The organism is Curtobacterium sp. AB451 (assembly GCF_050585845.1).
Taxonomy (GTDB): domain Bacteria; phylum Actinomycetota; class Actinomycetes; order Actinomycetales; family Microbacteriaceae; genus Curtobacterium.
The window spans coordinates 118,106-141,509 of sequence record NZ_JBOBQG010000003.1 but is presented as its reverse complement, the minus strand read 5'-3'; the positions used below and the strand labels follow the sequence as shown (position 1 = coordinate 141,509).

Here is a 23,404-nt window from a genome sequence, read left to right as displayed (position 1 = left end):
TCCCACTTCTCCTCGACCGGAAGGCCCGCATGCGGATCCTCGTGTGGCACGTGCACGGCGGCTGGATGGACGCCTTCGTCCGCGGCCCGCACGAGTACCTCATCCCGACGAACGCCGAGCGCGACGCGTGGGGCCTCGGCCGTGGCGGCCGGGACTGGCCCGACTCGGCGATCGAGATCGACCCGGCCGACGTCGCCGCCGCCGAGGTCGACGTCGTCGTCGTGCAGCGGGTGGAGGAACGCGAACTCGCTCGACGACTGCTCGGTGGTCGGGAGGTGCCCGTGGTCGTCGTCGAGCACAACGCACCGCGGATCGACGTGCCGAACAGCCTGCACCCGTTCCGGGACCGCGACGACCTCACGATCGCGCACGTCACGCACTGGAACGCGCTCATGTGGGACTGCGGCACCACCCGGACGACCGTCATCGAGCACGGCGTCGTCGACCCCGGGCCGCTGTACACCGGTTCGCTCGACCGCTTCGGCGTCGTCATCAACGAGCCGGTCCGGCGGAACCGCGTGGTCGGGACGGACCTGCTCCCCCGCTTCGCCGCGGTGGCGCCGGTCGACGTGTGGGGCATGGCCACCGAACGACTGCCGGAACTCGGGTTCGGCGACGGTGTGGTCGCGCTCGGCGACGTCCCGTCCGACCCGATGCACGCCGCGCTCGCGGAGCGCCGCGCCTACGTGCACCCCAACCGGTGGACGTCCCTCGGACTGTCCCTCATCGAGGCGATGCACATGGCGATGCCCGTCCTGGTGCTCGCCACGACCGACGCGAGTCGCACGGTCCCCGCCGAGGCGGGCGCGATCGCGACCGACGTCGAGGAGTTGGTCCGCGCCTCCAGGACCCTGCTCGAGGACCCCGACGAAGCACGTCGCCGCGGGGCCGTGGCACGGGAGGCCGTGCTGGCGCGGCACGCGCTCGGACGGTACCTGGCCGACTGGGACGACCTGCTCGACGACGTGGTCACGCGCGGGGGGCGCACGAACCGAGCGGCGGGAGCCGCTCTCGAAGGGAGCCTGGGATGAAGATCGCCATGGTGTCCGAGCACGCGAGTCCGCTCGCGGTTCTCGGCGGGGTCGACGCTGGTGGCCAGAACGTCCACGTCGCGGAGCTGTCCGGTGCACTCGCGGACCGGGGCCACCGGGTCACCGTCTACACCCGGCGCGACGACGCGGGGCAGCCGGTCCGGGTGCTCCTCCGACCGGGCGTCGAGGTCGTGCACGTCGATGCCGGTCCGGCACGGCACGTCCCCAAGGACGAGCTGTTCCCGTACATGGGGACGTTCGCGTCCGTCCTCGCCGCCGAGTGGTTCGTCGACCGGCCGGACGTCGTGCACGGGCACTTCTGGATGTCCGGGCACGCTGCGCTCGAGGCCGTCGCCCAGGTGCAGGCCCGCACCGGGGGCGTCCGGATCCCCGTCGCGCAGACCTTCCACGCGCTCGGTGTCGTGAAGCGTCGGCACCAGGGTTCGGCGGACACCAGTCCGGCCGAGCGCGAGTGGATCGAACCGACCGTCGGGCGGAGCGTCGACCAGGTCGTCGCGACCTGCTCGGACGAGGCCTTCGAGCTCAAGGCCCTCGGAGTGCCGCTCCAGCGCATCTCGGTCGTCCCGTGCGGCGTCGACACGACGCTGTTCCGACCGGACGGCCCCGTCGAGGAGCGGCAGCGTCCGTTCCGGGTGCTGTCCGCCTCCCGCCTCGTCCGGCGCAAGGGCGTCGGCACGACCATCGCCGCGCTCGCGGACCTCGTGCACGCCGGACGCGACGTCGAACTCGTCGTGGTCGGCGGTGCCGGTGTCGCCGGCGCCGACCTGCCGGACGACCCGGAGTACCAACGGCTCGACGCGCTGGCGCGGGAGCTCGGCGTGCGGGACCACGTGACCTTCCGGGGCCAGCTCGGTCAGCACGACATGCCCGCCGTCTACCGCAGCGCCGACGTCGTCGTGTGCGCCCCGTGGTACGAGCCGTTCGGCATCGTGCCGCTCGAGGCGATGGCGTGCGGTCGACCGGTCGTGGCCTCGAGCGTCGGTGGACTCATCGACACCGTCGTGGAGGACGCCACGGGGCTGCACGTCCCGCCGCGCGACGAGCACGCGGTCGCCCGGGCGGTCGGTGCGCTGCTCGACGACGCGGACCGGCGGGAGGCCTACGGGCGCGCCGGCCGGGAACGTGCAGAGGCCCGGTACACCTGGCAGAAGGTCGCGGGGGACAGCGAACGCGTCTACGAGCGCCTCCTCGCCGGGACGACAGGGGTCGCGGGGTCGGCGGGCGTCGCCGGCGCCACCGCCGCGGGGTCGGCGGGCGTCGCCGGGGCCACCGCCGCGGCACGCACCCGCACAACCGCACGCACGCGCAGCACCGACGCCGGCCGGATCGCCCGCGCCGTGCAGCCGACGGAGAGGACCGCACGATGACCATCGACCAGCAGACCGGACTCGGCGAGCACGCCACCACGGCGAGTGCCCGGGTGGTCCTCGACCACGTCGCCGCCTCCGTCCCCGTCATCGCGTCGCTCGTCGACCACGGGGACCACATCGCCGACTGGGCGGACGACATCGCTGCGCGGCTCGTCGCCGGCCGACGGTTGCTCGCCGCGGGCAACGGCGGGTCCGCAGCCGAGGCGCAGCACCTGACGTCGGAGCTGGTCGGACGGTTCGACGGGGACCGGCCCGCCTACTCCGCGATCGCGCTCCACGCCGAGTCGTCGGCCGTGACGGCCATCGGCAACGACTACGGCTACGACGAGGTGTTCGCCCGGCAGGTGTCCGCGCACGCCCGCGCCGGGGACGTGGTCGTGCTGCTCTCGACCAGCGGGAGGAGCCCGAACCTGCTCCGTGCGGCAGCCGCGGCACGGGCGGTCGGCGCGCGGGCGATCGCGATGACCGGCCCGCGTCCGAACCCCCTCGCCGAAGCGGTCGACGACGCGATCTGCATCGACGGGGCGTCCGCGAACGTGCAGGAGGCGCAGCTCGTGCTCGTGCACGCGCTCTGCCGCGCCATGGAGCCCGCGCTCCGCCGGGGCGGCCGCCGATGAGCGCCGACACCCGCCGACAGCGGGCGGGCACCCGCCGACAGCTGGTCGGTACGGCCGCCCCAGGTGGCCCCGTCCGGCTGCGGATCGCTGTGGTCGGCGACACCCTGCTCGACGTCGACGTCTCCGGGACCAGCGATCGGCTCAGCCCGGACGCACCGGTGCCCGTCGTCGACGTCCGCACGGACGACCGACGCGCCGGCGGCGCCGGTCTGGTCGCGACGATGCTCGCCCGGGACGGACACGACGTCACCCTCGTCACGGTGCTGAGCGACGACGGCCGGGCCGACGAGATCCGGGCGCTGTTGCCGGACGTCACCGTGGTCGCCGGGCCGTCCGGCGCGCCCACCCCGGTGAAGACCCGCGTCCGCGTCGTCGACCACGCCCTCGTGCGCATCGACGAGGGGTGCGCCACCCCGCCGGCGCCACATGCCACGCCGGAGATGCTGGCCGCGCTCGACACCGTGGACGCCGTGGTCGTCGCCGACTACGGCCGCGGTGTCGCGGCCGCGCCGGCCCTGCGCACCGCGATCGCCCGCACCGCCGAGCGTGTCCCCGTGGTGTGGGACCCGCACCCCAAGGGTGCCGAGCCTGTCGCCGGGGTCGCGGTGGCGACCCCGAACCAGGCCGAGGCGCGGGGTTTCACCGACATCGGCGGACGCGGCGTGCCCTTCGCGACCGAAGCGGCAGGAGCGTTGGTCACGCGCTGGGGCGTCGACGCCGTGGCGGTGACGCTCGGTGACCGGGGCGCCCTCGTCGCGGACGGTCGGTCCGGCAACCGCTTCGTCCCCGCCCCGTCCGTGACGGCCGGCGACCCCTGCGGTGCCGGCGACCGACTCGCTGCGAGCGTCGCCGTGGCGCTCGCGTCCGGGTCCGACGTCACCGACGCCGTTGCAGCCGGGGTCGACGCCGCCTCCGAGTACCTCGCCGCCGGAGGGGTGACCGCACTCCTCGCGGACGAGGGTTCCCCACCCGTGCGCGTCCCCGGAGCCGACCGCGACGCGATGCGCGTCGTGCACGACGTCCGGAGTGCCGGGGGGACGGTGGTCGCGACCGGTGGCTGCTTCGACCTGCTGCACGCCGGCCACGCCCGCACCCTCTCCGCCGCCCGCGCGCTCGGCGACTGCCTGGTCGTCTGCCTGAACTCGGACGACTCGGTCCGGGCGCTCAAGGGTCCCGAACGACCGATCATGACCCAGGACGACCGCGTCGAACTCCTGCTCGCGCTGGACTGCGTCGACGCCGTCGTGGTGTTCGACGAGCAGACACCCGACGAGGCCCTCCGACGCTTCCGGCCCGACGTGTGGGCGAAGGGCGGCGACTACACCGCGAGCGAGCTGCCCGAGACGGCCACCCTCGCCGAGTGGGGTGGCCGCGTCGTCACGGTCCCGTTCCACCCCGGCCGCTCGACGACCCGCCTCGCGGCCGCGCTCGAGCACGTCGGCTGAGCCTCGACGTCCCACGACGCTCGCGCGCGGACCGCGCGCGAGCACCACCACCACGGAAGGAAGTCCATGCCCGTCCCCACCACCCCCATCGGCCGCGTCCTCGTCACCGGCGGCGCCTCCGGCCTCGGAGCCGCCGTCGTCGCTGCGGTCACCGAGGCCGGCGGTACCCCGATCGTCCTCGACCTGCGGGTCGACGCCGTCCCGGAGGGCACCGACGCGGTCGCGGTCGACGTCACCGACACCGAGGCGACCGAGCGTGCCGTGCGCGACGCGGCCGAGCGGCACGGCGGTCTCGACGCGGTCGTCACCGCGGCCGGGATCGACAAGCCCGCGCCGATCGGCGGCATCTCCTCCGGGGACTGGGAGCGCATCGTCGCCGTCAACCTGCTCGGCACCGCAGCGGTCGTGCGTGCGGCGCTGCCGGCGCTCGAGGCCTCGCACGGCCGGGTCGTGACGATCTCGTCCTCGCTCGCCCTGCGCGGGGTCGGGGACGGCACCGCCTACTCGGCGTCGAAGTTCGGTGTCCGCGGGTTCTCGCAGGCGCTCGCCGCCGAGACCGGCGGCAGCGTCGGCGTGACGAACGTCATCCCCGCCGGGATGCGCACGAACTTCTTCGCGGACCGCACCGAGCAGTACAAGCCCGGTCCGGACGCGCAGCTCATCGAGCCCGAGTACGCGGCGAACGCGATCCTGTTCGCGCTGTCGCAGCCGGCCGGCTGCGAGATCCGCGAGATGTCGATCATGCCGGCGACGGAGCCGAGCTGGCCGTAGACCGCACCGAGTGCGTGACGGGAGGCGCGGTGCGGGCTCGCACCGCGCCTCCCGTCACGTGGTGCGGAGCAGGTCCTCGACGTCGGCCAGGACCGCCTGCGGATCGACCGCGTCGACGTACGACGGGTCGTGCGCGCAGCGCTCGGCCGTCCACCCGACCTGCGTGACGTCGATGCCGCAGACCGGGCACCGCGTCACGTAGGCGAGGTGCACGCGGTGCCGGCCGCGGTCGAACGGCCCGGCGTTCACGATGTTGCCGAACCAGAACACCCCGACCGTCGGCGTCCCGACGGCGACCGCGAGGTGTCGCGGGCCGGAGTCGTTCCCGACCACGAGGTCGGCGGCGGCGAGCACCGCCGGAAGCTCGGTCAGCGGGAGCGATCCGGTCACGTCGTGCAGCCGGCCCACGACCTCGTCCGGCAGCGCCGCCCGGATCGCGCGGGCCGCGGGGACGTCGGTCGCGTCACCGACCAGGACCACGTCGTCGCCGGCGCGGAGTCGGGCCAGGGCGACGGCGGCGAAGCGCTCCGGGCTCCACCGTCGACGCGGGTCGGTGGCGCCCGGGTGGATCGCGACGAGCCGGTCGGTCACCCCGAGTCCGTCGCGGACCGCCAGGCGTTCCTCGTCGGTGACGCGGACGCGAGGATCGAGCACCACCGGTGCTGCACCGGCGAGCGAGACGACCTCGAGCGCCCGCAGGACCTCGTGCTGGTAGTAGACGTAGCGGACCCAGCGGTCCGGCACCTCGGCGTCCTCGGTGGCGGTGCCGACCGTGTGTCGGGCGCCGAGGCGGAGCAGGAACGGGTTCGAGTTCCGGCCGCCGCCGTGGAGCTGCACGGCCAGGTCGAAGCGGCCGACGGTCCGCGCCTCGAAGGCCTCGACGGTCGGGGCACCGGTACCGGCTCCGGCGTCCCGGACGCCCGGCACGACCGGGAGCTCCTCGAACGCGTGCACGGCGTCGGTCCGACCGCGCAGGACCGCCGGTGCGATCGGCGTGCCGAGCAGGGTGACCCGCGCCGCCGGGTAGGCCGCCGCGAGGGCCTCGATCGCAGGGACGGCGAACATGAGGTCGCCGAGTCCACCGCCCCGGAGCACCGCGATCTCGCGGACGTCGTCGAAGGGTTCTCCACCGTTGCCGATCAGTTGCACCCGTCCCGTCTACCGACCGTGCGCCGCCCGGGCGTCCAGCAGCGACGCCGGATGGACGAGAAACGCGATGCCGTGGACGTGCCCAGCACCGCGCGAGGAGCGTCGGACGCCCGGCAGCCCCTCGGAAGGACACCATGACGATCGCACCCCCCGCCACCGACGACATCGTCGTCGCCGACCCCACCACCGGGACCCTCGCCACCACCGTCCGGCGGGCCACCGAGGACGAGGTCCGGACCGCGGTCGCCCGCGCCCGGGCGGCCGCACCCGCCTGGGCGCGCACCGCACCCGCCGAGCGTGGTGCCGTGCTCCACCGCGCGGCCGAGCACGTCCGTGCGCACGCACAGGAGTTGGCGGACCTCAACACCCGCGAGACCGGCAAGGTCCCCGGCGACGCGATCGGCGGGGTCGAAGCGGGCATCGGGACCCTCGTGCAGTACGCCGAGCTCGGCCCCGTGCACCGCGGCGAGGCCCTGCGCGGTGCGTTCGGCGCTGCCGACTGGTCGGTGCCGCACCCGCGTGGCGTCGTGCTCGCACTCACTCCCTGGAACGACCCGGTCGCCGTCGCGTGCGGGATCCTCGGCGCCGCGATCGTCACCGGCAACACGGTCGTGCACAAGGGCAGCGAGCGCTCCCCCGCGACGATCGCCCGCCTGAACGCCCTGCTCGCCGAGGTCCTGCCGGACGGCGTCCTCGTCGGGGTCGACGGCGACGCCGCCACCGGCGAGCTGCTCCTCGAACAGGACGGCATCGACGTCTACGCCCACGTCGGGTCGACCGCCACCGGCGACCGGCTCTCCGAGGCGGCCGTGCGGACCCGCGCCCACGTCGTGCGCGAGAACGGCGGGAACGACGCCGTGGTCGTGGACGGCGACGTCGACCCGGTGTGGGCCGCGGCCCAGGTCGCCCTCGGGGCCTTCGCCAACACCGGCCAGATCTGCACGAGCGTCGAGCGGGTCTACGTGCACCGCGCGGTCGCCGAGCCGTTCGTGACCGCACTCGTCGCCGAGGCCGAGCGGCGGACGTCCGCCCCGGCGGCGGAGTACGGGCCGCTCGTCGACGACCGGCTCCGGCGCACCGTGCAGTCGCACGTCGACGAAGCCCTGCAGCGTGGTGCGTCGGCACGCACCGGCGGGACCACACCGGACGGCCCTGGCACCTTCTACCCCGCGACCGTGCTCACCGGTGTCACCGACGACATGCTCGTCATGACCGAGGAGACCTTCGGGCCGATCGCCCCCGTCCGCGTCGTCGAAGACTTCGACGAGGGCCTCCGGCTCGCCGCCGCCGACCGGTACGGGCTGGCCGCCACGGTGCTGACGAACGACTCCGGGCGCGCCCTGCGCGCCGCGGCCGAGCTCCCCGTCGGCACGGTGAAGGTGAACGCCGTGTTCGGGGGCGCCCCGGGTGGCAGCGCCCAGCCACGGGGGGCCTCGGGTGCCGGGTTCGGGTACGGCCCGCACCTGCTCGACGAGCTGACCACCACGACCGTCGTGCACCTCGAGGCGGCACCGCCCGCCGGGGGCGCACGGTGAGCGCGGACGTCCGGCTCGTCCGGGAGCTCGTCGCCGCGGTCGACGACCGCGAACCGCTCGTCGTCGTCATCGGCGACTGCATCCTCGACCGCTGGACCGTCGGCGAGGCGGAACGGGTCTCGCGCGAGGCACCGGCCCCGGTGGTCCGTGTCACCGGGACGGTCGCGGTCCCCGGCGGCGCGGCGAACACCGCCGTGAACGCCCGCGCGCTCGGCGCACGCGTCCGGATGGTCGGGCTGCTCGGCGACGACGAGGCCGGTGTCGTGCTCCGCGAACGCCTCGACGCCGCCGGGGTGGACACGTCCTGCATGGTCGTCGTCCCCGGCACCCGCACCACGAGGAAGTCGCGCGTCGTCGGCGGCGACCGGGTCGTCGTCCGCGTGGACGAGATCGCCGCCGAGCCGACCGCCGAGCACGGTGTGCGTCTCGCCGGTGCCGTCGCCCGTGCGCTCCGGTGCGCGGACGCCGCGGTCGTCTGCGACTACGGCCTCGGCGTGGACCCGGCCGACGTGGTCCCGGTGCTCGACGCCGACCGTCCCGCCGCGGTGGTCGTCGACGCGCACGACCTCACCCGCTGGTCGGAGCTCCGACCCGACCTCGTCACGCCGAACGCCGGCGAGGCCGGGGCACTGCTCGATGCGTCCCTCGGGACCGGCAGCGACCGGGCCTCGGCGGTCGTGGACGCCCGGCAGGAGGTCCTCCGACGCACCGGCGCGCGCGCTGCCGTCGTCACGCTGGACCGCGACGGCACCGTCCTCGTCGAGGACGGCACCGACGACGGCTTCCGCACGCGTGCCGTCCCGGCGTCCGAGCAGCAGGCGTCCGGTGCCGGCGACACCTTCTGCGCCGCCGTGACGGTCGCGCTCGCGGTGCGCGCACCGCTCCGCGACGCCGTGTCCGTCGCACAGGCCGCCGCGGACGTCGTCGTCCGTGAGGCGGGGACGTCCGTCTGCACCGCCGCGGCGCTCCTGGAGTCCGTGACGGCGCCGGCGGCCACGGTCGTCGACCACGAGGAACTCGCCGCCGCCGTGGCGGACGCGCGGGCGGCCGGTCGGCGGGTCGTGTTCACGAACGGCTGCTTCGACGTGGTGCACCGCGGACACACGACCTACCTCCGGCAGGCCCGCGACCTCGGCGACCTGCTCGTCGTCGCACTCAACGACGACGACTCCGTCCGGCGGCTGAAGGGCCCGGAGCGTCCGATCAACCAGGCCGAGGACCGGGCGGGCGTCATCGCGGCACTGGCGTGCGTCGACCTGGTGACCGTCTTCGCGACCGACACCCCGATCCCCCTGCTGGAGCGGCTGCGGCCCGAGGTCTACGTCAAGGGCGGCGACTACTCCCCCGAGATGCTGCGGGAGACCGCGGTGGTGCGCGGCTACGGCGGCGAGGTCGTCATGGTCGACTACGTCCCGGAGCACTCCACGACGGCCGTGGTCCGACGGATCCGTGAGGCAGCCGCGGCGACCGAGGCAGCCGCGGCGACCGAGACGATCGCGCGCGAGGCGACGGCCGCCGACGGGTCGGACGGCGCCGCCTGACCGGTCGGGCGACCTCACACCACGGTAGGGGGTGGTCGAGACCCGCGGGGGATGGCAGCAGGCGCGCGGTTCCGTAACGTCGGGACCGTCGACGAGGTCCGTCGGCGGAGGGAGCCACCGTGTTCGACCAGATCACCCCGCTCGTCGTCGAGCTGGCGACCAGCCCGCTCGTCTTCGTCGTCCTGTTCGTGCTCTGCCTGGTGGACGGCTTCTTCCCGCCGGTCCCGAGCGAGACGGCCCTCGTCGCGGTCGCCGCCGTCGCCGCGACCTCCGGACAGCCGCTCCTCGCGGGGGTGCTCGTGGCCGCCGCGCTCGGCGCGGTCGCCGGGGACTCCGTCGCGTACTGGATCGGCCGTCGGATCGGACTGGACCGGCTCGCGCGATCCCGCCGCCCACGGATCGCCTCGGCGTTCGCCTTCGCCGAGCGGCAGATGCGACGGCGGTCCGCGAGCCTCGTCCTCGTCGGCCGGTACATCCCCGTGGGACGGGTCGCGGTGAACATGACCGCCGGCGCCACCCGGCTGCCGTACCGCCGTTTCCTCGCGATCAGCTCGATCGCCGGACTGGCGTGGTCGGCCACCTCGATCGGGATCGCCCTCGCGACGTCGAGCGTGCTGCACGAACCCGTCGTCGCCGCGCTCGTCTCGATGGTGGTCGCCGCCGGGCTCGGCATCGCCGTCGACCGCGTCCTCGGTAGAGTCGGCCGGAAGCGGGACGCCCGCGCCGCGGCCCGTGCGGCCGAGATGGACACGGCACCACCCGCCCCGCAGCTCGCCCACGCCGGAGGGACCGCTCGACCGTGACCGCCCACGTCCCACCCGTGACGCCCCGCCGACGCCGGCCGTGGTCGACGCGTCGGGAGTGGGCGACCTGGCCCGTGGTCGTCGCTCGGATCGTGCTCGTCGTGGTCGCCGCGACCCTGTTCGCGGTCGCGGCCCCCGTGACGGTGGCGGTGTACGACGTGCCCGTCCCCCTCGCACTGCTCGTCACCGCGGTCCTCTCGGTCTCGCTCGGGCTCGCCCCGGTCCTGCCGCGGACCTCCTCGGTGGCGCACCTCGCGGCGGTGGCGGCGCTCGGCCTCCTCACCGCCGGGTCGCCCGCCGGTCCGTGGCCGCTCCCGGTCACCGCGATCATCGGCGTCGGCGCGCTCCTGGTCGTGCTCGGCGTCCGGACCGACTGGCGGCTCACCGCAGCCGTCTGGACCGCGGCCACGGTGCTGACCCTCGCCCTCGTCGCGGTGGCACCCGGACGCTGGGAGCCGGCCGACGTCTGGGCCGCCACCTTCGTCGTCTCCGCGGGCAGCTCCCTGCTCTTCGCCGGCACGGCCGTGGCCGTCGGGCAGCGCCGGGCGGTCCGGGTCGAGCTCGCCGAGGCCCGTCGGGACGTCGAGCTCGAGCAGGCCCGACGCCGCTCGGTCGAGGAACGCTCCCGGATCGCCCGCGAGCTCCACGACGTCGTCGCGCACAGCATGTCGGTCGTGCACATGCAGGCCGAGTCGGCACCCTTCCGCGTGGCGGACCTGCCGCCGGCCGCACGCGCCGAGTTCGCCGCGATCGCCGAGACCTCGCGGACCGCCCTGCGGGAGATGCGCCAGTTGCTCGGTACGCTCCGCGCCGACACCGCCGCCGAACGGGCTCCGCAACCCGGGCTCGACGACCTGCCCGCACTCGTCCGTGCCACGCAGGCCGCCGGGATCCCGGTCGCGCTCCAGCTCGACGAGGGGGCGTCCGGGGGCACGATCGACCCGCTGGCCCGACTCGCTGCCTACCGCGTCGTGCAGGAGGCCCTCGGGAACGTCGCACGCCACGCCCCGGGTGCCGAGACCGCCGTGACCGTCGTACGGCGCGACGCGGTGGTCGCGGTCGAGGTCGTGAACGCGGCACCACCGCGGGACACCGTCGCGATCGTCCCGCCCGACGACGGCGGCTTCGGGCTCACCGGCATGCGGGAGCGCGTCGCGGCCCTCGGCGGCACGATCGACCACGGACCGCTGCCGTCCGGCGGGTTCCGCGTCCGGGTCACACTGCCCTGCCACCCCGGCACCACCACCCTGCGTCCGCAGGCCGACCGAGGAACCCGATGACGCGTGTGATGGTGGTCGACGACCAGCAGATGTTCCGCATCGGACTCGTGGCGATCCTCCAGGCCCAGGACGGCATCGAGGTCGTCGGCGAGGCCGCCGACGGCGCCGCAGCGGTCGTCGAGGCGCTGCGGCTCCGGCCGGACGTCGTCCTGATGGACGTGCGGATGCCCGCGCTCGACGGCATCGAGGCGACCCGCCGGATCACGGCCGCACCCGCGACCGAACCGGTCCGGGTCGTCATGCTGACGACCTTCGACATCGACGACTACGTGTTCGACGCCCTCCGCGCCGGTGCGAGCGGCTTCCTGCTCAAGGACGCCACTGCCGACGAGCTCGTGCAGGCGGTCCGGACGGTGGCGGCCGGCGACTCGTTGCTCGCTCCGCGCGTGACCCGGCACCTCGTCGAGGCGTTCGTCGCGGGCCCGCTGCCGGTCGCGCCCCGGACCGAGGTGCTCGAGGTGCTCACGGAACGGGAGCGCGACGTGTTCCTGCTGCTCGCACGGGGCCGGTCGAACGGGGAGATCGCCGCGGAGCTCTTCATCGCCGAGCAGACCGTGAAGACGCACGTCGGACGGATCCTCGCGAAGCTGCAGCTGCGGGACCGCGTGCACGCGGTGGTGCTGGCGTACGAGACGGGCCTGGTGACGCCCGGCGGCTGACGCAGGGGCACGGCGCGCCCCGCCGGTCCGGCAGGGCGCGCCGTGGACGTCGTCCGTCCCGGGTGCTAGCGGACCCGGACCTGCTTCGACGCCTGCTTGCCGGACTGCACGCCCGTGAAGGTGATCGTCGACTTGCCGGGCGTCGCCTTCCACACCACCGTGGCGGTGCCGTCGATGACGTCGACCGTGCCGAGGTCGGTCGAGCCGACCGCGACCCGCACCTGGCGGTCGCCGGCGAACCGCGAGCCCGTGAGCGTCACGCGCTGGCCCGGACGCGGTGCTCCGACCGACAGGTCGACGCGGGCGCCGCGGGACAGCGCCGCGAGGTCCTCGTGCAGGTCCAGGCCGTCGCGGATCGTGAAGAACGTGTCCGTCTGGTCCGAGAGCCCGACGACGTTCGCGGCGCCGGGGCCGTACGCCGCGATGCGGACCTGCGTGCCGGTGTGCTGCTGCGAGCTGCCGGCGGCCGAGGTGCCGTACGAGACCTTCATCGTGGTGCCGTCGGCCGTGCGGAGCGCCGTGGAGAGCGAGGTCGGCGGCGTGTTGTCGACGATCTGGCTCGAGTGGGCGTGGTCCGCCGTGGCGATCACGAGCGTGTTGCCGTCCTTCTTGGCGAACGCGAGCGCCGCCTGCACGGCCTCGTCGAAGTCGATCGTCTCGCCGATCTGGCCGCACGCGTCGGCGGCGTGGTCCTGCTTGTCGATGCTCGCGCCCTCGACCTGCAGGAAGAAGCCCTTGCCGGACTTCGCACGGTCACGGTTCAGCAGGTCGATCGACTTGTTCGTGAGCGACTGCAGCGAGAGCCCGGTCGACAGGCGTGCCGGGTTCGGCGTGCACTGCACGGGTGCTTGGTCGGCCCCGCCGACGGTCGCCGTGGTGGGGGCGTACCGGGTCGGGAAGTTCCCGGGGGTGAAGAGCCCGAGGAGCGGCTTCGACTGGTCGGCGCGACGGACGGCGGCGAGGCCGTCGGCGTCGGAGACCACCTGGTAGCCGCGCTGCTCGGCCTGGTCGAACAGGGTCGAACCCTGCCACTGCCCGGCCTTCGCGGTCTGCTGGAAGCTCGCCGACCCGCCGCCGAGGGTGAGGTCCGGTCGGGTGTTCAGCAGCTGCTCGCTGATCGACCCGAGGCCGCCGTTCTGCAGCGCGTCCGTGCCGCACGACGCGGTGTCGGGGCCGTAGCAGGAGCGGGCGCCGACGTGGGCGACCTGGACCGCCGGGGTGGCGTCCTGGATCTCGGCGGTGGACACGTCGCCGGTGCGCAGCCCGTTGGCCTTGGCGAGCTCGAGGAGCGTCTGCTGCTGCTTCCCGTCGACGTCGACCGAGATCGCGCCGTCGTACGTCTTCGTGCCCGTCGCCCACGCGCTGCCCGACGCCGCGGAGTCGGTCACGTAGTCGGGCTTGCCCTTGTCCGCGCCGTCCTTGACCACGGAGTACGTCGTGTACGACCCGGTGAGCGGCAGGGCGTCGAGGCCCGGCAGCCGACCGGCCGCGCCGTACTGGTAGTTCCGGGCGATGGTGATCTCGGAGTCGCCCATGCCGTCGCCGATGAGCAGGATGACGTTCTTCGCGCCGGCGCGCTCGATCTCCTGCTGGACCGAGCGCGTCTGGTCGCCCTGGTGGCGCTGGGCGCCGCCGTGCTGGTCGAGCGCGAGCTGGCCGACCGCCTCGGCCGCGCCCGGCAGTGCCACGGCGCCGGCGATGAGCGCGGCGGAGAGTGCGAGCGCCGTCCGGCGGCGTCGCTCGGGAGTGTGCTGCATCGGTTGTTCCCCTCGTCTGTGCCCCCGAACGGGTGCCATCCGAGGATGGCTGTGCGTGGGTACAGGCGGGTGAACGGGCGACGGCCGTCACGTGAACGGCTGCCGCGCGGTCGGTGCGCGTGCGTCGGACGGGTCGCGTCTACGCGGCCAGGTGCGCCTGCAGGAACCAGCGGTCCTTGGTCAGCCCGCGCTCGATCTCGATGACGACGTCCTGGCTGTTGAGGTCGACCTCGTCGAGGCCCTCGACCGCACGGCGGACCTGCAGCAGCGCGGCGTCGATCTCGGCGATCACCTCGGTGATGGTCACGTCGGAGTTCTGGAAGCCCTCGGAGAGCGGCGGGATCGTGGTGTTCGCGGCGACGGTGGCGATGCGCGAGTCGACGGGCAGGCCGAGTGCGACGATGCGTTCCGCGGCGAGGTCGGCCCACTCCTGCGCGTGTTCGACGATCGTGTCGAGCAGCTCGTGCACGCCGACGAAGTTGCGGCCACGGACGTGCCAGTGCGCCTGCTTGCCGTTGACGACGAGCGCCTCGAGGTCGATGACGACCGGGGCGAGGAACTGCGCCACACCGGCGGCGAGCTCCGGCGTGGTCGAGAACGGCGACGTGGTGCTGGTGCTGGTGCTGGTGGTGTCGGTCATGTCGTTTCCTCCTGCCTCGTGGTCCCACCCGAGTGGGGTGGGTCCGATGGTGACAACAGTGCCCGCTCCGCTCGTGCGCCACAAGGGAGCGAAGGCTGGCCTCGCTCGGTCAGCCGACGAGGGTGTCGAAGCCGGCCTCGTCCAGCTCGATCTGCACGACGGAGCGCGCCCGCTCGACCCAGGGGCTGTCGGCACAGCCGATCCAGACGGTCGTGCGCGGTTCGCAGTCGGCGACGCACCACTCGGCGGCCCACCCCGTGACCGCGCTCGCGAGGGCCTCGCCGTGGTCGGCGAAGACGAGGGACGCCACCGCCGAGGGGCGGGCGCTCCGGACCAGCCAGGTCACGGTGACCCGCGGGGGCGCCGGGAGGGTGTGCACCTGCTCCGGCAGGGCCGTCTCGACGAAGACCTGGCCGTACGCGTTGGCGGGCAGGTCCTCGAGCATGCGGGTGATCTCGGGCAGGTCGTCGACGCCACCGGCGAGGAGGATGCGTTCGCTGGGCTGTCGCCGGGTCCGTGCCATACGGCAACGGTAAGGGAAGCCTTACCTCATCACAAGGGCACCGACACGGTTCCGGCGAGACGCTCAGCCGGCACACCGAGTTCGTGGGCGAGGAACGTCCACATCCACGACAGCGCGACGGTGTTCGTCAGCCCGGGGACACCCTGCGCGATCTGCGTCGCCACCCCGTCGCTGTACGCGGCGAGCTTGAGCGCGACGACCTCGGCCGTCCCCTCCGGTGTGAACACCCGGGCGTCCGTGCCCCGGCGGACGACCCGCACGAGGCACGCCTCCCAGACGCGGATGCGTTCGGCGTACTCCGCGGCGACCTCGGGACGACGGACGACCGCGGTCCAGTAGTCCGACCAGATCCGCCAGTGCTGCCGGACCTGCTCGGTGTCGCCGAAGAGCGGCTCGACGAGCATGCGGATGCCGACGACGGGGTCGGGTTCGGCGTCGACGGCGGCGACGATCGCCCCGTAGAAGCGCTCGGTCTCGAGCACGACGACCTCGTTGAGGATCTCCGCGACGCTCCCGAAGTGGTAGGTGACGGTCCCGACCGAGACGTCCGCCTCGGCGGCGATGTCGCGCAGGCCGGTGGCGCCGACACCGTTCCGGACGATCACGGCCCGCGCGGCCTCGACGATCATCGCGCGGCGGACCTCCGGGCGCTGTCGGACCCGGGCCGGTCCTGCGCCGCTCACGCCGAGGTCCTCGGGACGTCGTCGACGAAGGTCCGGTCGGCGACGAGGACCTCGGGGACGTCGGGGCCTCCGTCGCGTGCCCAGGCGCGCACGGTGTTCCGCACGTGGAAGGCGTCGGCGTCCGCGGTGACCTCGGACGCGGTCTCGATCCGTGCGGCCCACCCGGGCTGCTCCAACCCGATCGACCAACGGGACGTCGCGCTGGCGCTCGTCGGGTCGTCGGACCGGATCCGGTAGGTCTCGCGGGCGTCCTCGCTGAAGACGAGGCCGTCCGGGTACACGCGTCCGCCGCCGTACCCGGGGTCGACGTCGAGGGTCCACTCCCCCGTCTCGACGTCGTGCGTGACCGTGCGTTGCGGGAGCGCCTCGGTCGGCGCGACCCGTTCGATCGCGAGCGGTGTCGACCGCTCGGGCTGCTCGAACCGGACGCCGTCGTCGGCGCCACGTGTCCAGACGGGCAGCTCCAGGGTCGACGCCGCGGGGTCGAGCGTCAGGGTCGGCGCGTCCGGGTGCGGCCAGACCCACGGCCAGTACGCCGTCGACACGGCGATCCGGAGCCGGTGCCCGGCGGCGAACCGGTGTCCGGTCGACACGAGGCGGACCGGCAGCGACGCGGGCATCCCGGGCTCGAGCGGGTCGTTCCGGTCCGCCCCGTCGCGCTTCGCGGCGTTCAGGACACCACGCGTGACGAGGGTCGACGAGCCGTCCGGGGCGACGTCGCACAGCCGGACCGTCAGCGTCGCCCGTGGTCGGTCGCTCGTGACCGCGAGGTGGACGAGGACGTTGCCGAGCACGTCGAGCGGTTCGTCGAGCGGCAGGTCGAAGCAGACCGAGCGGCCGTCCTCGGCGCGCTGGTCCGGCGGCAGGTCGGTGGCGTTCCCGAACGGGAAGAACCGGCCCGCGTCGGCGCCGGTGTGCTGCGGCGACCGCATGACGACCGGGCCGTCTGCGCCGCCGCGGAGCGCGGTCAACCCCACCCTGCGTGCCATGGTCGCGGTCGACGGCCACGCCTCGGCGCCGACCCACCGGCCGCGGCGCGACTCGTAGTACGTCGCGGGCGGCTCGCCCTCGTTGATCCAGGCACGGAGCGCTGGATCCGCTTCGACGCCGGTGTCGATCCCCCGCAGCCAGCGGTCCCACCACCGCAGGGTCTCCTGCAGGAAGCCGACCGACGGCCCGGGCGCGAGCCCTCGGTCGGGGTACTGGTGCGACCACGGACCGACGATGCCCTTGACCGGGGCGTCCACGTTCGCCACGAGCCGGAGCACGGCGTCGCGGTACGGGTCCGCCCAACCGCCGACCGCGAGGACCGCGGCGCCGATGCCGTCGTAGTCCTCCGCAGCGCTGCCGTGCCGCCAGTAGTCGTCGCGCTCCTGGTGCGACAACCACACCGGGGTCATCGGCCGGTTCCGATCCAGACGGTCACGCCACTGGTCGACCCAGCCGGAACCGACGACCTCGGGCCGCGGCGGTCGCGAGTTGAAGGCGAACATCGTCGCGCCCCACGCCGCCATGTCGATCCCGAGCACCGCACCGCCGACGTAGTGCACGTCGTTGTCGTACCGGTCGTCGGTGGAGCACACCGTCACGATCGCCTTGAGGGCCTCGGGGGCACGGGCGGCGAGCTGCAGCGCGTTGAACCCGCCCCACGAGACGCCGAACATGCCGACGGCACCCGTCGACCACTCCTGCTCGGCGAGCCAGGCGATCACGGCCTCGCCGTCGCGGAGCTCCTGTTCGCTGTACTCGTCGTCGAAGAACCCGTCCGACGAGCCGGTCCCGCGGATGTCCACCCGCACCGAGGCGTACCCGTGCTGGGCGTACCAGGGGTGCCGTTCCGAGTCGCGGGGCGCCGTCCAGTCGTCGAGCCGGTACGGCAGGTACTCGAGCAGCACCGGCACCGGACCGTCGGGCGACGACGGTGACCAGATCCGGGTGTGCAGCCGGACGCCGTCGGGCATCGGGATCCACTCGTCGCGGACGGTCACGCCTTCAGGCAGCACGGGGTCCACCCCGAGTGCGGTGGAGCCGGTCATGCGTCCTCCCAGTTCCGGGTCAGGTGTCCGTCGCCGCGGTCTGTCCAGCCCTCGGCGTGCCGCCAGCGTGGGACGCCGTCGCCGACGTCCGGCAGCACGGTGCTGCCGGGTTCCAGCGTCGCCGCGAGGAGCGTCGCCGTGTACGGGTGGTTCGGGCCGCCGAAGACGGCCTCGGTCGGGCCGATCTCGACGATGCGACCGCCGGTCATCACGGCGACGCGGTCGGCGACGCCGCGCACGACGGCGAGGTCGTGGCTGATGAACAGGCAGCTGAGCCCGCGCGAACGCTGCAGCTCGGCGAGGAGCGCGAGGATCCCGGCCTGCACCTGCACGTCGAGTGCCGTCGTGATCTCGTCGGCGATGACCAGGCGCGGCTCGGCGGCCAGCGCCCGGGCGATGCCGACGCGCTGGCGCTGCCCGCCGGACAGTTGCGCGGGCAGGCGGTCGGCGAACGCCGGCCCCAGCCCGACCTGCGTGAGCAGTTCGCCGACCCGCTCCGCCGACGAGGAGCCGGTGAAGAGCTTGAGCGGGCGGGCGATCGCCGCGCCGACGGTCCGCCGGGGGTTGAGCGACGTGTCCGCGTTCTGGAAGACGAGCTGCACGGCACGGCGGAGCTCCGGGGAGCGTCCGGCGACGGGCTCGCGGAGGTCGCCCGACACGGTGCCGTCGTCGAACGCGAACGTGCCGGACTCGGCGGGCACCAGACCCGCGAGGGCCGTCGCGAGCGTCGACTTGCCGCTCCCGGACTCGCCGACGACGGCGAGCGTCTCGCGCGGCGCGATCGTGAAGGACACCCCGTCGACGGCAGCGGGCAGGCCGCTCGCGTAGCGGACGACCAGGTCCTCGGCGGTCACCACGGGGCGGACGAGCGGTTCGGGAGGAACGGTGCGGCCGGCCCTGGAGGCGGCCGTCGACGAGACGGTCGCCGTCTCGGGCGCCTGGTCCGTCCCTCCCGGCCGTCGCCCGTCCGGCACCGCGGCCAGCAGGGCGCGCGTGTACTCGTGCTGCGGCGCGGCGAAGAGCGCCGCCGTGGCGGCGTGCTCGACGACCTCGCCGTCGCGCATCACCGCGATCTCGTCCGCCATCGCCGACACGACGCCGAGGTCGTGGCTGACGAGCAGGACGGCCATGGTGAGCTCGCGCCCGAGGTCGGCGACGAGGTCGAGGACGGCCGCCTGGGTGACGACGTCGAGCGCCGTGGTGGGTTCGTCGAGGACGAGCACCCGGGGCCGCGCGGCGACCGCCATCGCGATCGCGACGCGCTGCTGCTGGCCGCCGGAGAGCTGGTGCGGGTACCGGCGGACGATCGTCTCCGGCGACGGCAGTCGGACGAGCCGGACGAGCTCGAGCACGCGCTCGGGGCCGTCGGGCTCGCCGTGGGCGCGCAGGGCCTCGCGGATCTGCTCGCCGACGCGCATCGACGGGGTGAGGGCCTGCCCGGCGTTCTGCGCGACCACCGAGGCGGTGCCGCCCCGGAGCGACCGTCGACCGGCCGACGACAGGGCGAACACGTCGTCGCCGGCGACCCGCACCGAGCCGCGCTCGATCCGCGACCCGGCGCGGAGGTGCGCGAGGAGGGTGCGGGCGACGGTGGACTTGCCGCTGCCGGACTCCCCGACGAGGCCGAGGGTCCGACCGGCCGCGATCGTGAAGGACACACCGCGGACGACCGGGACGAGGCGTCGGCCGGCGGCGTACGAGACGGCGAGGTCGGTGACCCGGACGATCGGGTCCGTGCCCGCTCCGGTCGCCCGGGCGGCGACGTCCGGGGCGGTGGTCTGGTCGGTGTGCGTCATGCGCTGACCCCCTGCGTGGCACGGTCGACACCGAGGGACTTCGCCAGTCCGTCGGCGGCGAGGTTGAGCCCGATCACGAGGGTCGCGAGCGCGACGATCGGGGCGAGCGTGCCGAGCGGCACGACCGTCAGGGCGGTGCGGTTCTCCTGCACCATGAGCCCCCAGTCCGGCGTCGGCGGGTTCGCACCGAAGCCGAGGAAGGACAGCGAGGCGACGAGCAGGACGATCCAGGAGGCGCGCATCGCGTACTCGACGAGGACCACGTCGAGCACGTTCGGCAGGATCTCGCGGAACACGATGGACAGGGCGCGCTCCCCGCGGGCGCGCGCGGCGGTGACGTAGTCCTGCGTGATCACGGTCCGTGCCGCGCCGCGGACCACACGGGTGACGGCCGGCGCGTAGACCACGGTCACGGCGAGGACGATGACCCAGAGGCCGGCGTCGAAGACCGTGACGACGACGAGGAGCGCGAGGATCGACGGCACGCTGAGGAGCGCGTCGACGACCCGCATCACGACCTCGTCGAACCAGTTGTCGGCGTACGCGGTGACGCACCCGAGGACGGTGCCGATCGCCACGGCGATGGTCGTCGCGAGGAAGGTGACGAGCAGCGCGTACCGACCGCCGTTGAGGGTCCGCGAGAGGATGTCGCGGCCGTACTGGTCGGTGCCGAGCCAGTTCGTCCAGGTCGGACCGGCGAGCACGTCGGCGGAGTTCGTCGCGACCGGGTCGTGCCCGGCGATGAGCGGTGCGAGGACCGCGAGCACGAGGTGCAGCGCGATGAGGCCCAGGCCGATGCTCAGCGCGGTCGAGCCGCGCAGGGGGGCGACGGCGGCGCCGATGACGGTCCGGGTGCGCGGGACGATGGCGGTCATGCTGCTGCCTTCCGGGCGGAGCGCGTGCCGCGCGACCCGGCGCGGGTCCGGGTGCGCGTCCGACGCTGTCGGGTGCGGAGCTTCGGGTCGAGCGCGAGCGCCGTGAGGTCGGCCGCCAGGTTGCACACGACGTAGACGACGGCGCTGAGGAGTGCGATCGCCTCGATCGTCGGCAGGTCGCGGTTGAAGACGGACTCGAGCATGAGCTTGCCCATGCCGGGGTAGTTGAAGACGTTCTCGACGACGACCACCCCGCCGAGGAGCCAGGCGACGTTGAGCGCCACGACGTTGAGCGTGGGCAGGAGCGCGCTCGGGACCGCGTGCTTCCAGACCACCCGCCGCATGGTGAGGCCCTTCAGCTCGGCGGTCGTGACGAACTCGGACGCCATCACGTCGATCGTCGAGGACCGTGCGGTCCGGACGATGTAGGCCGCCATCGCCAGGGTGAGCACGATGATCGGCAGCCAGATGGTCGGCAGCAGCTCGGCCACCGTGGCGTCGCTCCCGCGCAGCACGACCGCGGGGAACAGCGGCAGCCCGATCGCGAACAGCAGCACGAGCACGGTGGCGACCATGAACTCCGGCACGCTCATCACGACGAGGCTGACGATCGAGATGACCCGGTCGGACGCGCGGCCGCGGCGGACCCCCGCGACGACCCCGAGCGTGAGCGACAGGGTGACGCCGACGAGCATCGCGGGGACGGCGATGAGCATGCTGTTCCGGAACGCGGTGAAGAGGGTCGGGGCGACGGGTTCCCCGCTCACGAGCGAGGTGCCGAAGTCGCCGTGCACCGCGCCGCCGAGCCACTCGAGGTACCGGAGCCAGACGTTCTGGTCGAGCCCGAGCGACTCCCGGAGCTGCTTGACCGCGTCCGGTGTGGCGTTCTGGCCGAGCAGCTGCTGCGCGACGTCGCCGGGCAGCGCCTGCACGGCGAGGAACACGAACAGCGACGCGAGCACGACCGTCAGGACGGCGATGCCGAGGCGGCGGAGGACGGGGACGAGGACGTCCGACGGCGCGGTGCGCCGGGGTGTGGGGGTCATCGGCGCAGTCCGATCCGGAGGTAGTCGAACTCGAAGCCGTACTCCGAGTAGTTCACGACGTCGCGGGACAGCCCGACCAGGCGGTCGCCGAACATCGGGGTCATGTCCGCACCGTCCTCGACCACGAGCCGCTGGGCGTCCTGGTAGAGGGTCAGGCGTTTCGCGTCGTCCATCTCGGCACGGGCGTCGTCGAGCAGGCCGTCGAAGCGCTCGTTCGACCACGCGCTCTCGTTGTACGACGAGCCGGACCGGAAGATCTGGTTGAGGAGCTGGTCGATCGGGCGGCCCGTGAACCAGTAGCTCACCATGAGCGGCTTCTGCATCCAGATCTGCGTGTAGTACGAGTCCGAGCTGGCGTTCTGCACGGTCAGGCGGATGCCGGCGTCCGCGACGGCGTCGCGGTAGGCGACCGCCATCGGGGTGAACACCGACTCGTAGCTCGACGTGTAGATCGACGTGCGGAGGTCCGACCGGCCGGCGGCCTTGAGCAGCGCCTTCGCCTTGTCCGGGTCGTACTCGCGGTGGTCGTCCACGAACGCGGCGAGCTGCGGCGGCACCGGGTTGTCCCAGCCGGGCGAGCCGGTGCCCTGCAGGGCGGTGTCCACGATCGTGCGGGGGTCGTACGCGAGCTTCATCGCCTGCCGGACCCGCGGGTCGCGGAACTCCTCGGAGGTGGCGAGCATCGGGATCGTGTACCACTGCGCGTTCTTCGAGCGGGCGATGGTCGCGCGGTCGGAGGCGGCGACGACCCGAGCCGTCGCGAAGTCGAGGTTCGTCTGCGAGATGAGGTCGATCTGCCCGGCGAGCAGCGCGTTCACCCGGGCGGTGGTGTCCTGGATCGAGAAGAAGTCGATCCCGTCGAGCGCGGGGCGACCGGCGAAGTGGTCGTCGAAGGCCTCGACGCTGCCGGCGCCCGCCGGGGTGAAGGACGACAGCCGGAACGGCCCCGTCCCGATGCCGGTCCGGCCGATGTCCGTGATCGCGTCCGCCGGCACGATGTAGCACTGGTAGGCGCTGAGGAGCGACGGGAACTCGGCGTTCGGCTTCGTGAGCGCGAACCGCAGCGTGTGCGGGTCCACGGCGGTCATGGAGCGCGCGTCCATCACCTCGCCGAGCACCCCGGCCTGCGGGCTGCCGGTCTTCTCGTCGAGGATGTGCCGGATGCTCGCGATCGCGTCGTCCGCGGTGCAGCGCGACCCGTCGTGGAACCGGACCCCGCGGCGGAGGCGGAACGTCCACTCGGTGCCGTCGGCGTTCGCCGACCACTCTTCGGCGAGGTCGGGCACGGTCCGGCCCTGTTCGTCGAGCTTGACGAGCCGGTTGTAGAGCGCGCCGAGGTACTCGTACGCCGACAGCGAGCTCGCGGAGTCGAGCGTCTCGGCGGCCGAGGCTGCCGGTCGGGCGATGCGGAGCCGACCGCCACGCCGGGCGGTCCCGGTGGCGGCCGCCTCCGGCAGGTCGGTGGTGCCGGCCGAGGCGCCGGAGCTGCACCCGGTGAGCGTCAGCAGGCCGAGACCGGCGAGGCCGGCGGCGCCGGTGAGGACCGCGCGACGGCTCGGGCCGCGGGCGTTCCGGGGTTCGTGGACGATGGGTGGCATTCGGGGTGACCCCTCCTGGTAATCGTTCCGGTGAACGATAGAGGGCGGATCGCCTGCGGCCAAGCCCGGCGTCGGACCCGCACGGCGCACCGGACGGCCCCGGATCCGCGGGCTGCGGGCGATCGAGCGGCCCCGTGCGGCCCCGCCACGGGCGCGGGAACGTTTACCAAGCCGTTACACGAGGGCCGGTCGGAGGCGGGATGATCGACGACAGCGGCGACCACGCGG

General features: G+C 73.9%; 20 protein-coding genes. 10 read left to right on the top strand and 10 right to left on the bottom strand.

Going from position 1 to position 23,404, the window contains the following annotated elements; genetic code table 11:
• Positions 1 to 29 precede the first annotated feature (29 nt).
• The 5 genes from ACQXVK_RS07700 to ACQXVK_RS07680 all read left to right on the top strand — a co-directional run bounded on the left by ACQXVK_RS07700 (position 30) and on the right by ACQXVK_RS07680 (position 5,255).
• Positions 30 to 1,031 (top strand): glycosyltransferase, encoded by a 1,002-nt coding sequence (locus ACQXVK_RS07700; protein ID WP_430853198.1) that lies wholly within the window; start codon positions 30 to 32, stop codon positions 1,029 to 1,031.
• The gene (locus tag ACQXVK_RS07695) at positions 1,028 to 2,419 is read left to right on the top strand and encodes a glycosyltransferase (protein WP_430853197.1); all 1,392 of its coding nucleotides are present in this window, start codon (positions 1,028 to 1,030) and stop codon (positions 2,417 to 2,419) included. Before ACQXVK_RS07700 ends, ACQXVK_RS07695 begins: the two co-directional genes overlap by 4 nt.
• The gene (locus ACQXVK_RS07690) at positions 2,416 to 3,039 is read left to right on the top strand and encodes a D-sedoheptulose-7-phosphate isomerase (RefSeq protein WP_402262850.1); all 624 of its coding nucleotides are present in this window, start codon (positions 2,416 to 2,418) and stop codon (positions 3,037 to 3,039) included. The genes ACQXVK_RS07695 and ACQXVK_RS07690 overlap by 4 nt, the downstream gene beginning before the upstream one ends.
• Before the next feature lie 77 nt (positions 3,040 to 3,116).
• Positions 3,117 to 4,484: a PfkB family carbohydrate kinase gene (locus tag ACQXVK_RS07685; protein WP_430853434.1), complete on the top strand. Its 1,368-nt coding sequence runs from the start codon at positions 3,117 to 3,119 to the stop codon at positions 4,482 to 4,484.
• A gap of 66 nt (positions 4,485 to 4,550) precedes the next feature.
• The gene (locus ACQXVK_RS07680) at positions 4,551 to 5,255 is read left to right on the top strand and encodes an SDR family oxidoreductase (RefSeq protein WP_430853196.1); all 705 of its coding nucleotides are present in this window, start codon (positions 4,551 to 4,553) and stop codon (positions 5,253 to 5,255) included.
• Positions 5,256 to 5,309: 54 nt separating this feature from the next.
• On the opposite strand, the gene ACQXVK_RS07675 is transcribed toward ACQXVK_RS07680, so the two are convergent.
• Positions 5,310 to 6,404 (bottom strand): glycosyltransferase family 9 protein, encoded by a 1,095-nt coding sequence (locus ACQXVK_RS07675; RefSeq protein WP_430853195.1) that lies wholly within the window; start codon positions 6,402 to 6,404, stop codon positions 5,310 to 5,312.
• Positions 6,405 to 6,538: 134 nt separating this feature from the next.
• Here ACQXVK_RS07675 and ACQXVK_RS07670 point away from each other — a divergent pair, with 134 nt between their 5' ends.
• The 5 genes from ACQXVK_RS07670 (at position 6,539) to ACQXVK_RS07650 (ending at position 12,222) form a co-directional block, all read left to right on the top strand.
• The gene (locus ACQXVK_RS07670) at positions 6,539 to 7,939 is read left to right on the top strand and encodes an aldehyde dehydrogenase family protein (protein ID WP_430853194.1); all 1,401 of its coding nucleotides are present in this window, start codon (positions 6,539 to 6,541) and stop codon (positions 7,937 to 7,939) included.
• A complete protein-coding gene (rfaE2, locus tag ACQXVK_RS07665) occupies positions 7,936 to 9,480 on the top strand; it encodes a D-glycero-beta-D-manno-heptose 1-phosphate adenylyltransferase (RefSeq protein WP_430853193.1) in 1,545 nt (514 codons plus the stop codon). Before ACQXVK_RS07670 ends, rfaE2 begins: the two co-directional genes overlap by 4 nt.
• A gap of 119 nt (positions 9,481 to 9,599) precedes the next feature.
• On the top strand, positions 9,600 to 10,283 hold the full coding sequence (locus ACQXVK_RS07660) for a DedA family protein (protein ID WP_022905808.1): 684 nt from the start codon (positions 9,600 to 9,602) through the stop codon (positions 10,281 to 10,283).
• Positions 10,280 to 11,563 (top strand): sensor histidine kinase, encoded by a 1,284-nt coding sequence (locus tag ACQXVK_RS07655; RefSeq protein WP_430853192.1) that lies wholly within the window; start codon positions 10,280 to 10,282, stop codon positions 11,561 to 11,563. The genes ACQXVK_RS07660 and ACQXVK_RS07655 overlap by 4 nt, the downstream gene beginning before the upstream one ends.
• Positions 11,560 to 12,222, top strand: a complete 663-nt coding sequence (locus ACQXVK_RS07650) for a response regulator (protein WP_430853191.1) — start codon at positions 11,560 to 11,562, stop codon at positions 12,220 to 12,222. The genes ACQXVK_RS07655 and ACQXVK_RS07650 overlap by 4 nt, the downstream gene beginning before the upstream one ends.
• A 65-nt stretch (positions 12,223 to 12,287) precedes the next feature.
• Here the strand turns inward: ACQXVK_RS07650 and phoA are convergent, their stop codons facing one another.
• From phoA to ACQXVK_RS07605, 9 genes are all read right to left on the bottom strand, one after another.
• The gene (phoA, locus tag ACQXVK_RS07645) at positions 12,288 to 13,979 is read right to left on the bottom strand and encodes an alkaline phosphatase (protein WP_430853190.1); all 1,692 of its coding nucleotides are present in this window, start codon (positions 13,977 to 13,979) and stop codon (positions 12,288 to 12,290) included.
• A gap of 139 nt (positions 13,980 to 14,118) precedes the next feature.
• Positions 14,119 to 14,619 (bottom strand): Dps family protein, encoded by a 501-nt coding sequence (locus ACQXVK_RS07640; protein ID WP_430853189.1) that lies wholly within the window; start codon positions 14,617 to 14,619, stop codon positions 14,119 to 14,121.
• Between the two features lie 109 nt (positions 14,620 to 14,728).
• Entirely contained in the window at positions 14,729 to 15,142 is a 414-nt protein-coding gene (locus tag ACQXVK_RS07635) for an SIP domain-containing protein (RefSeq protein ID WP_022905803.1), read from the bottom strand.
• A 29-nt stretch (positions 15,143 to 15,171) separates the two neighbouring features.
• Entirely contained in the window at positions 15,172 to 15,825 is a 654-nt protein-coding gene (locus ACQXVK_RS07630; protein WP_416394135.1) for a TetR/AcrR family transcriptional regulator, read from the bottom strand.
• Positions 15,822 to 17,861 carry a CocE/NonD family hydrolase gene (locus ACQXVK_RS07625; RefSeq protein ID WP_430853188.1) on the bottom strand — a complete coding sequence of 680 codons (2,040 nt, stop codon included), beginning with the start codon at positions 17,859 to 17,861 and terminating at the stop codon, positions 15,822 to 15,824. The genes ACQXVK_RS07630 and ACQXVK_RS07625 overlap by 4 nt, the downstream gene beginning before the upstream one ends.
• The gene (locus ACQXVK_RS07620; RefSeq protein WP_430853187.1) at positions 17,858 to 19,657 is read right to left on the bottom strand and encodes a dipeptide ABC transporter ATP-binding protein; all 1,800 of its coding nucleotides are present in this window, start codon (positions 19,655 to 19,657) and stop codon (positions 17,858 to 17,860) included. Before ACQXVK_RS07620 ends, ACQXVK_RS07625 begins: the two co-directional genes overlap by 4 nt.
• Positions 19,654 to 20,532, bottom strand: a complete 879-nt coding sequence (locus tag ACQXVK_RS07615; RefSeq protein WP_430853186.1) for an ABC transporter permease — start codon at positions 20,530 to 20,532, stop codon at positions 19,654 to 19,656. Before ACQXVK_RS07615 ends, ACQXVK_RS07620 begins: the two co-directional genes overlap by 4 nt.
• The gene (locus ACQXVK_RS07610) at positions 20,529 to 21,578 is read right to left on the bottom strand and encodes an ABC transporter permease (protein ID WP_402262818.1); all 1,050 of its coding nucleotides are present in this window, start codon (positions 21,576 to 21,578) and stop codon (positions 20,529 to 20,531) included. Before ACQXVK_RS07610 ends, ACQXVK_RS07615 begins: the two co-directional genes overlap by 4 nt.
• A complete protein-coding gene (locus tag ACQXVK_RS07605) occupies positions 21,575 to 23,176 on the bottom strand; it encodes an ABC transporter substrate-binding protein (protein ID WP_430853185.1) in 1,602 nt (533 codons plus the stop codon). The genes ACQXVK_RS07610 and ACQXVK_RS07605 overlap by 4 nt, the downstream gene beginning before the upstream one ends.
• Positions 23,177 to 23,404 lie beyond the last annotated feature (228 nt).

Coding starts and splice junctions, on each gene's coding strand:
- ACQXVK_RS07680 (WP_430853196.1), top strand. CDS start 4,551: ATGCCCGTCCCCACCACCCCCATCGGCCGCGTCCTCGTCACCGGCGGC.
- ACQXVK_RS07625 (WP_430853188.1), bottom strand. CDS start 17,861: ATGACCGGCTCCACCGCACTCGGGGTGGACCCCGTGCTGCCTGAAGGC.
- phoA (WP_430853190.1), bottom strand. CDS start 13,979: ATGCAGCACACTCCCGAGCGACGCCGCCGGACGGCGCTCGCACTCTCC.
- ACQXVK_RS07605 (WP_430853185.1), bottom strand. CDS start 23,176: ATGCCACCCATCGTCCACGAACCCCGGAACGCCCGCGGCCCGAGCCGT.
- ACQXVK_RS07620 (WP_430853187.1), bottom strand. CDS start 19,657: ATGACGCACACCGACCAGACCACCGCCCCGGACGTCGCCGCCCGGGCG.
- ACQXVK_RS07690 (WP_402262850.1), top strand. CDS start 2,416: ATGACCATCGACCAGCAGACCGGACTCGGCGAGCACGCCACCACGGCG.
- ACQXVK_RS07700 (WP_430853198.1), top strand. CDS start 30: ATGCGGATCCTCGTGTGGCACGTGCACGGCGGCTGGATGGACGCCTTC.
- ACQXVK_RS07615 (WP_430853186.1), bottom strand. CDS start 20,532: ATGACCGCCATCGTCCCGCGCACCCGGACCGTCATCGGCGCCGCCGTC.
- ACQXVK_RS07650 (WP_430853191.1), top strand. CDS start 11,560: ATGACGCGTGTGATGGTGGTCGACGACCAGCAGATGTTCCGCATCGGA.
- ACQXVK_RS07695 (WP_430853197.1), top strand. CDS start 1,028: ATGAAGATCGCCATGGTGTCCGAGCACGCGAGTCCGCTCGCGGTTCTC.
- ACQXVK_RS07635 (WP_022905803.1), bottom strand. CDS start 15,142: ATGGCACGGACCCGGCGACAGCCCAGCGAACGCATCCTCCTCGCCGGT.
- ACQXVK_RS07610 (WP_402262818.1), bottom strand. CDS start 21,578: ATGACCCCCACACCCCGGCGCACCGCGCCGTCGGACGTCCTCGTCCCC.
- ACQXVK_RS07640 (WP_430853189.1), bottom strand. CDS start 14,619: ATGACCGACACCACCAGCACCAGCACCAGCACCACGTCGCCGTTCTCG.
- ACQXVK_RS07670 (WP_430853194.1), top strand. CDS start 6,539: ATGACGATCGCACCCCCCGCCACCGACGACATCGTCGTCGCCGACCCC.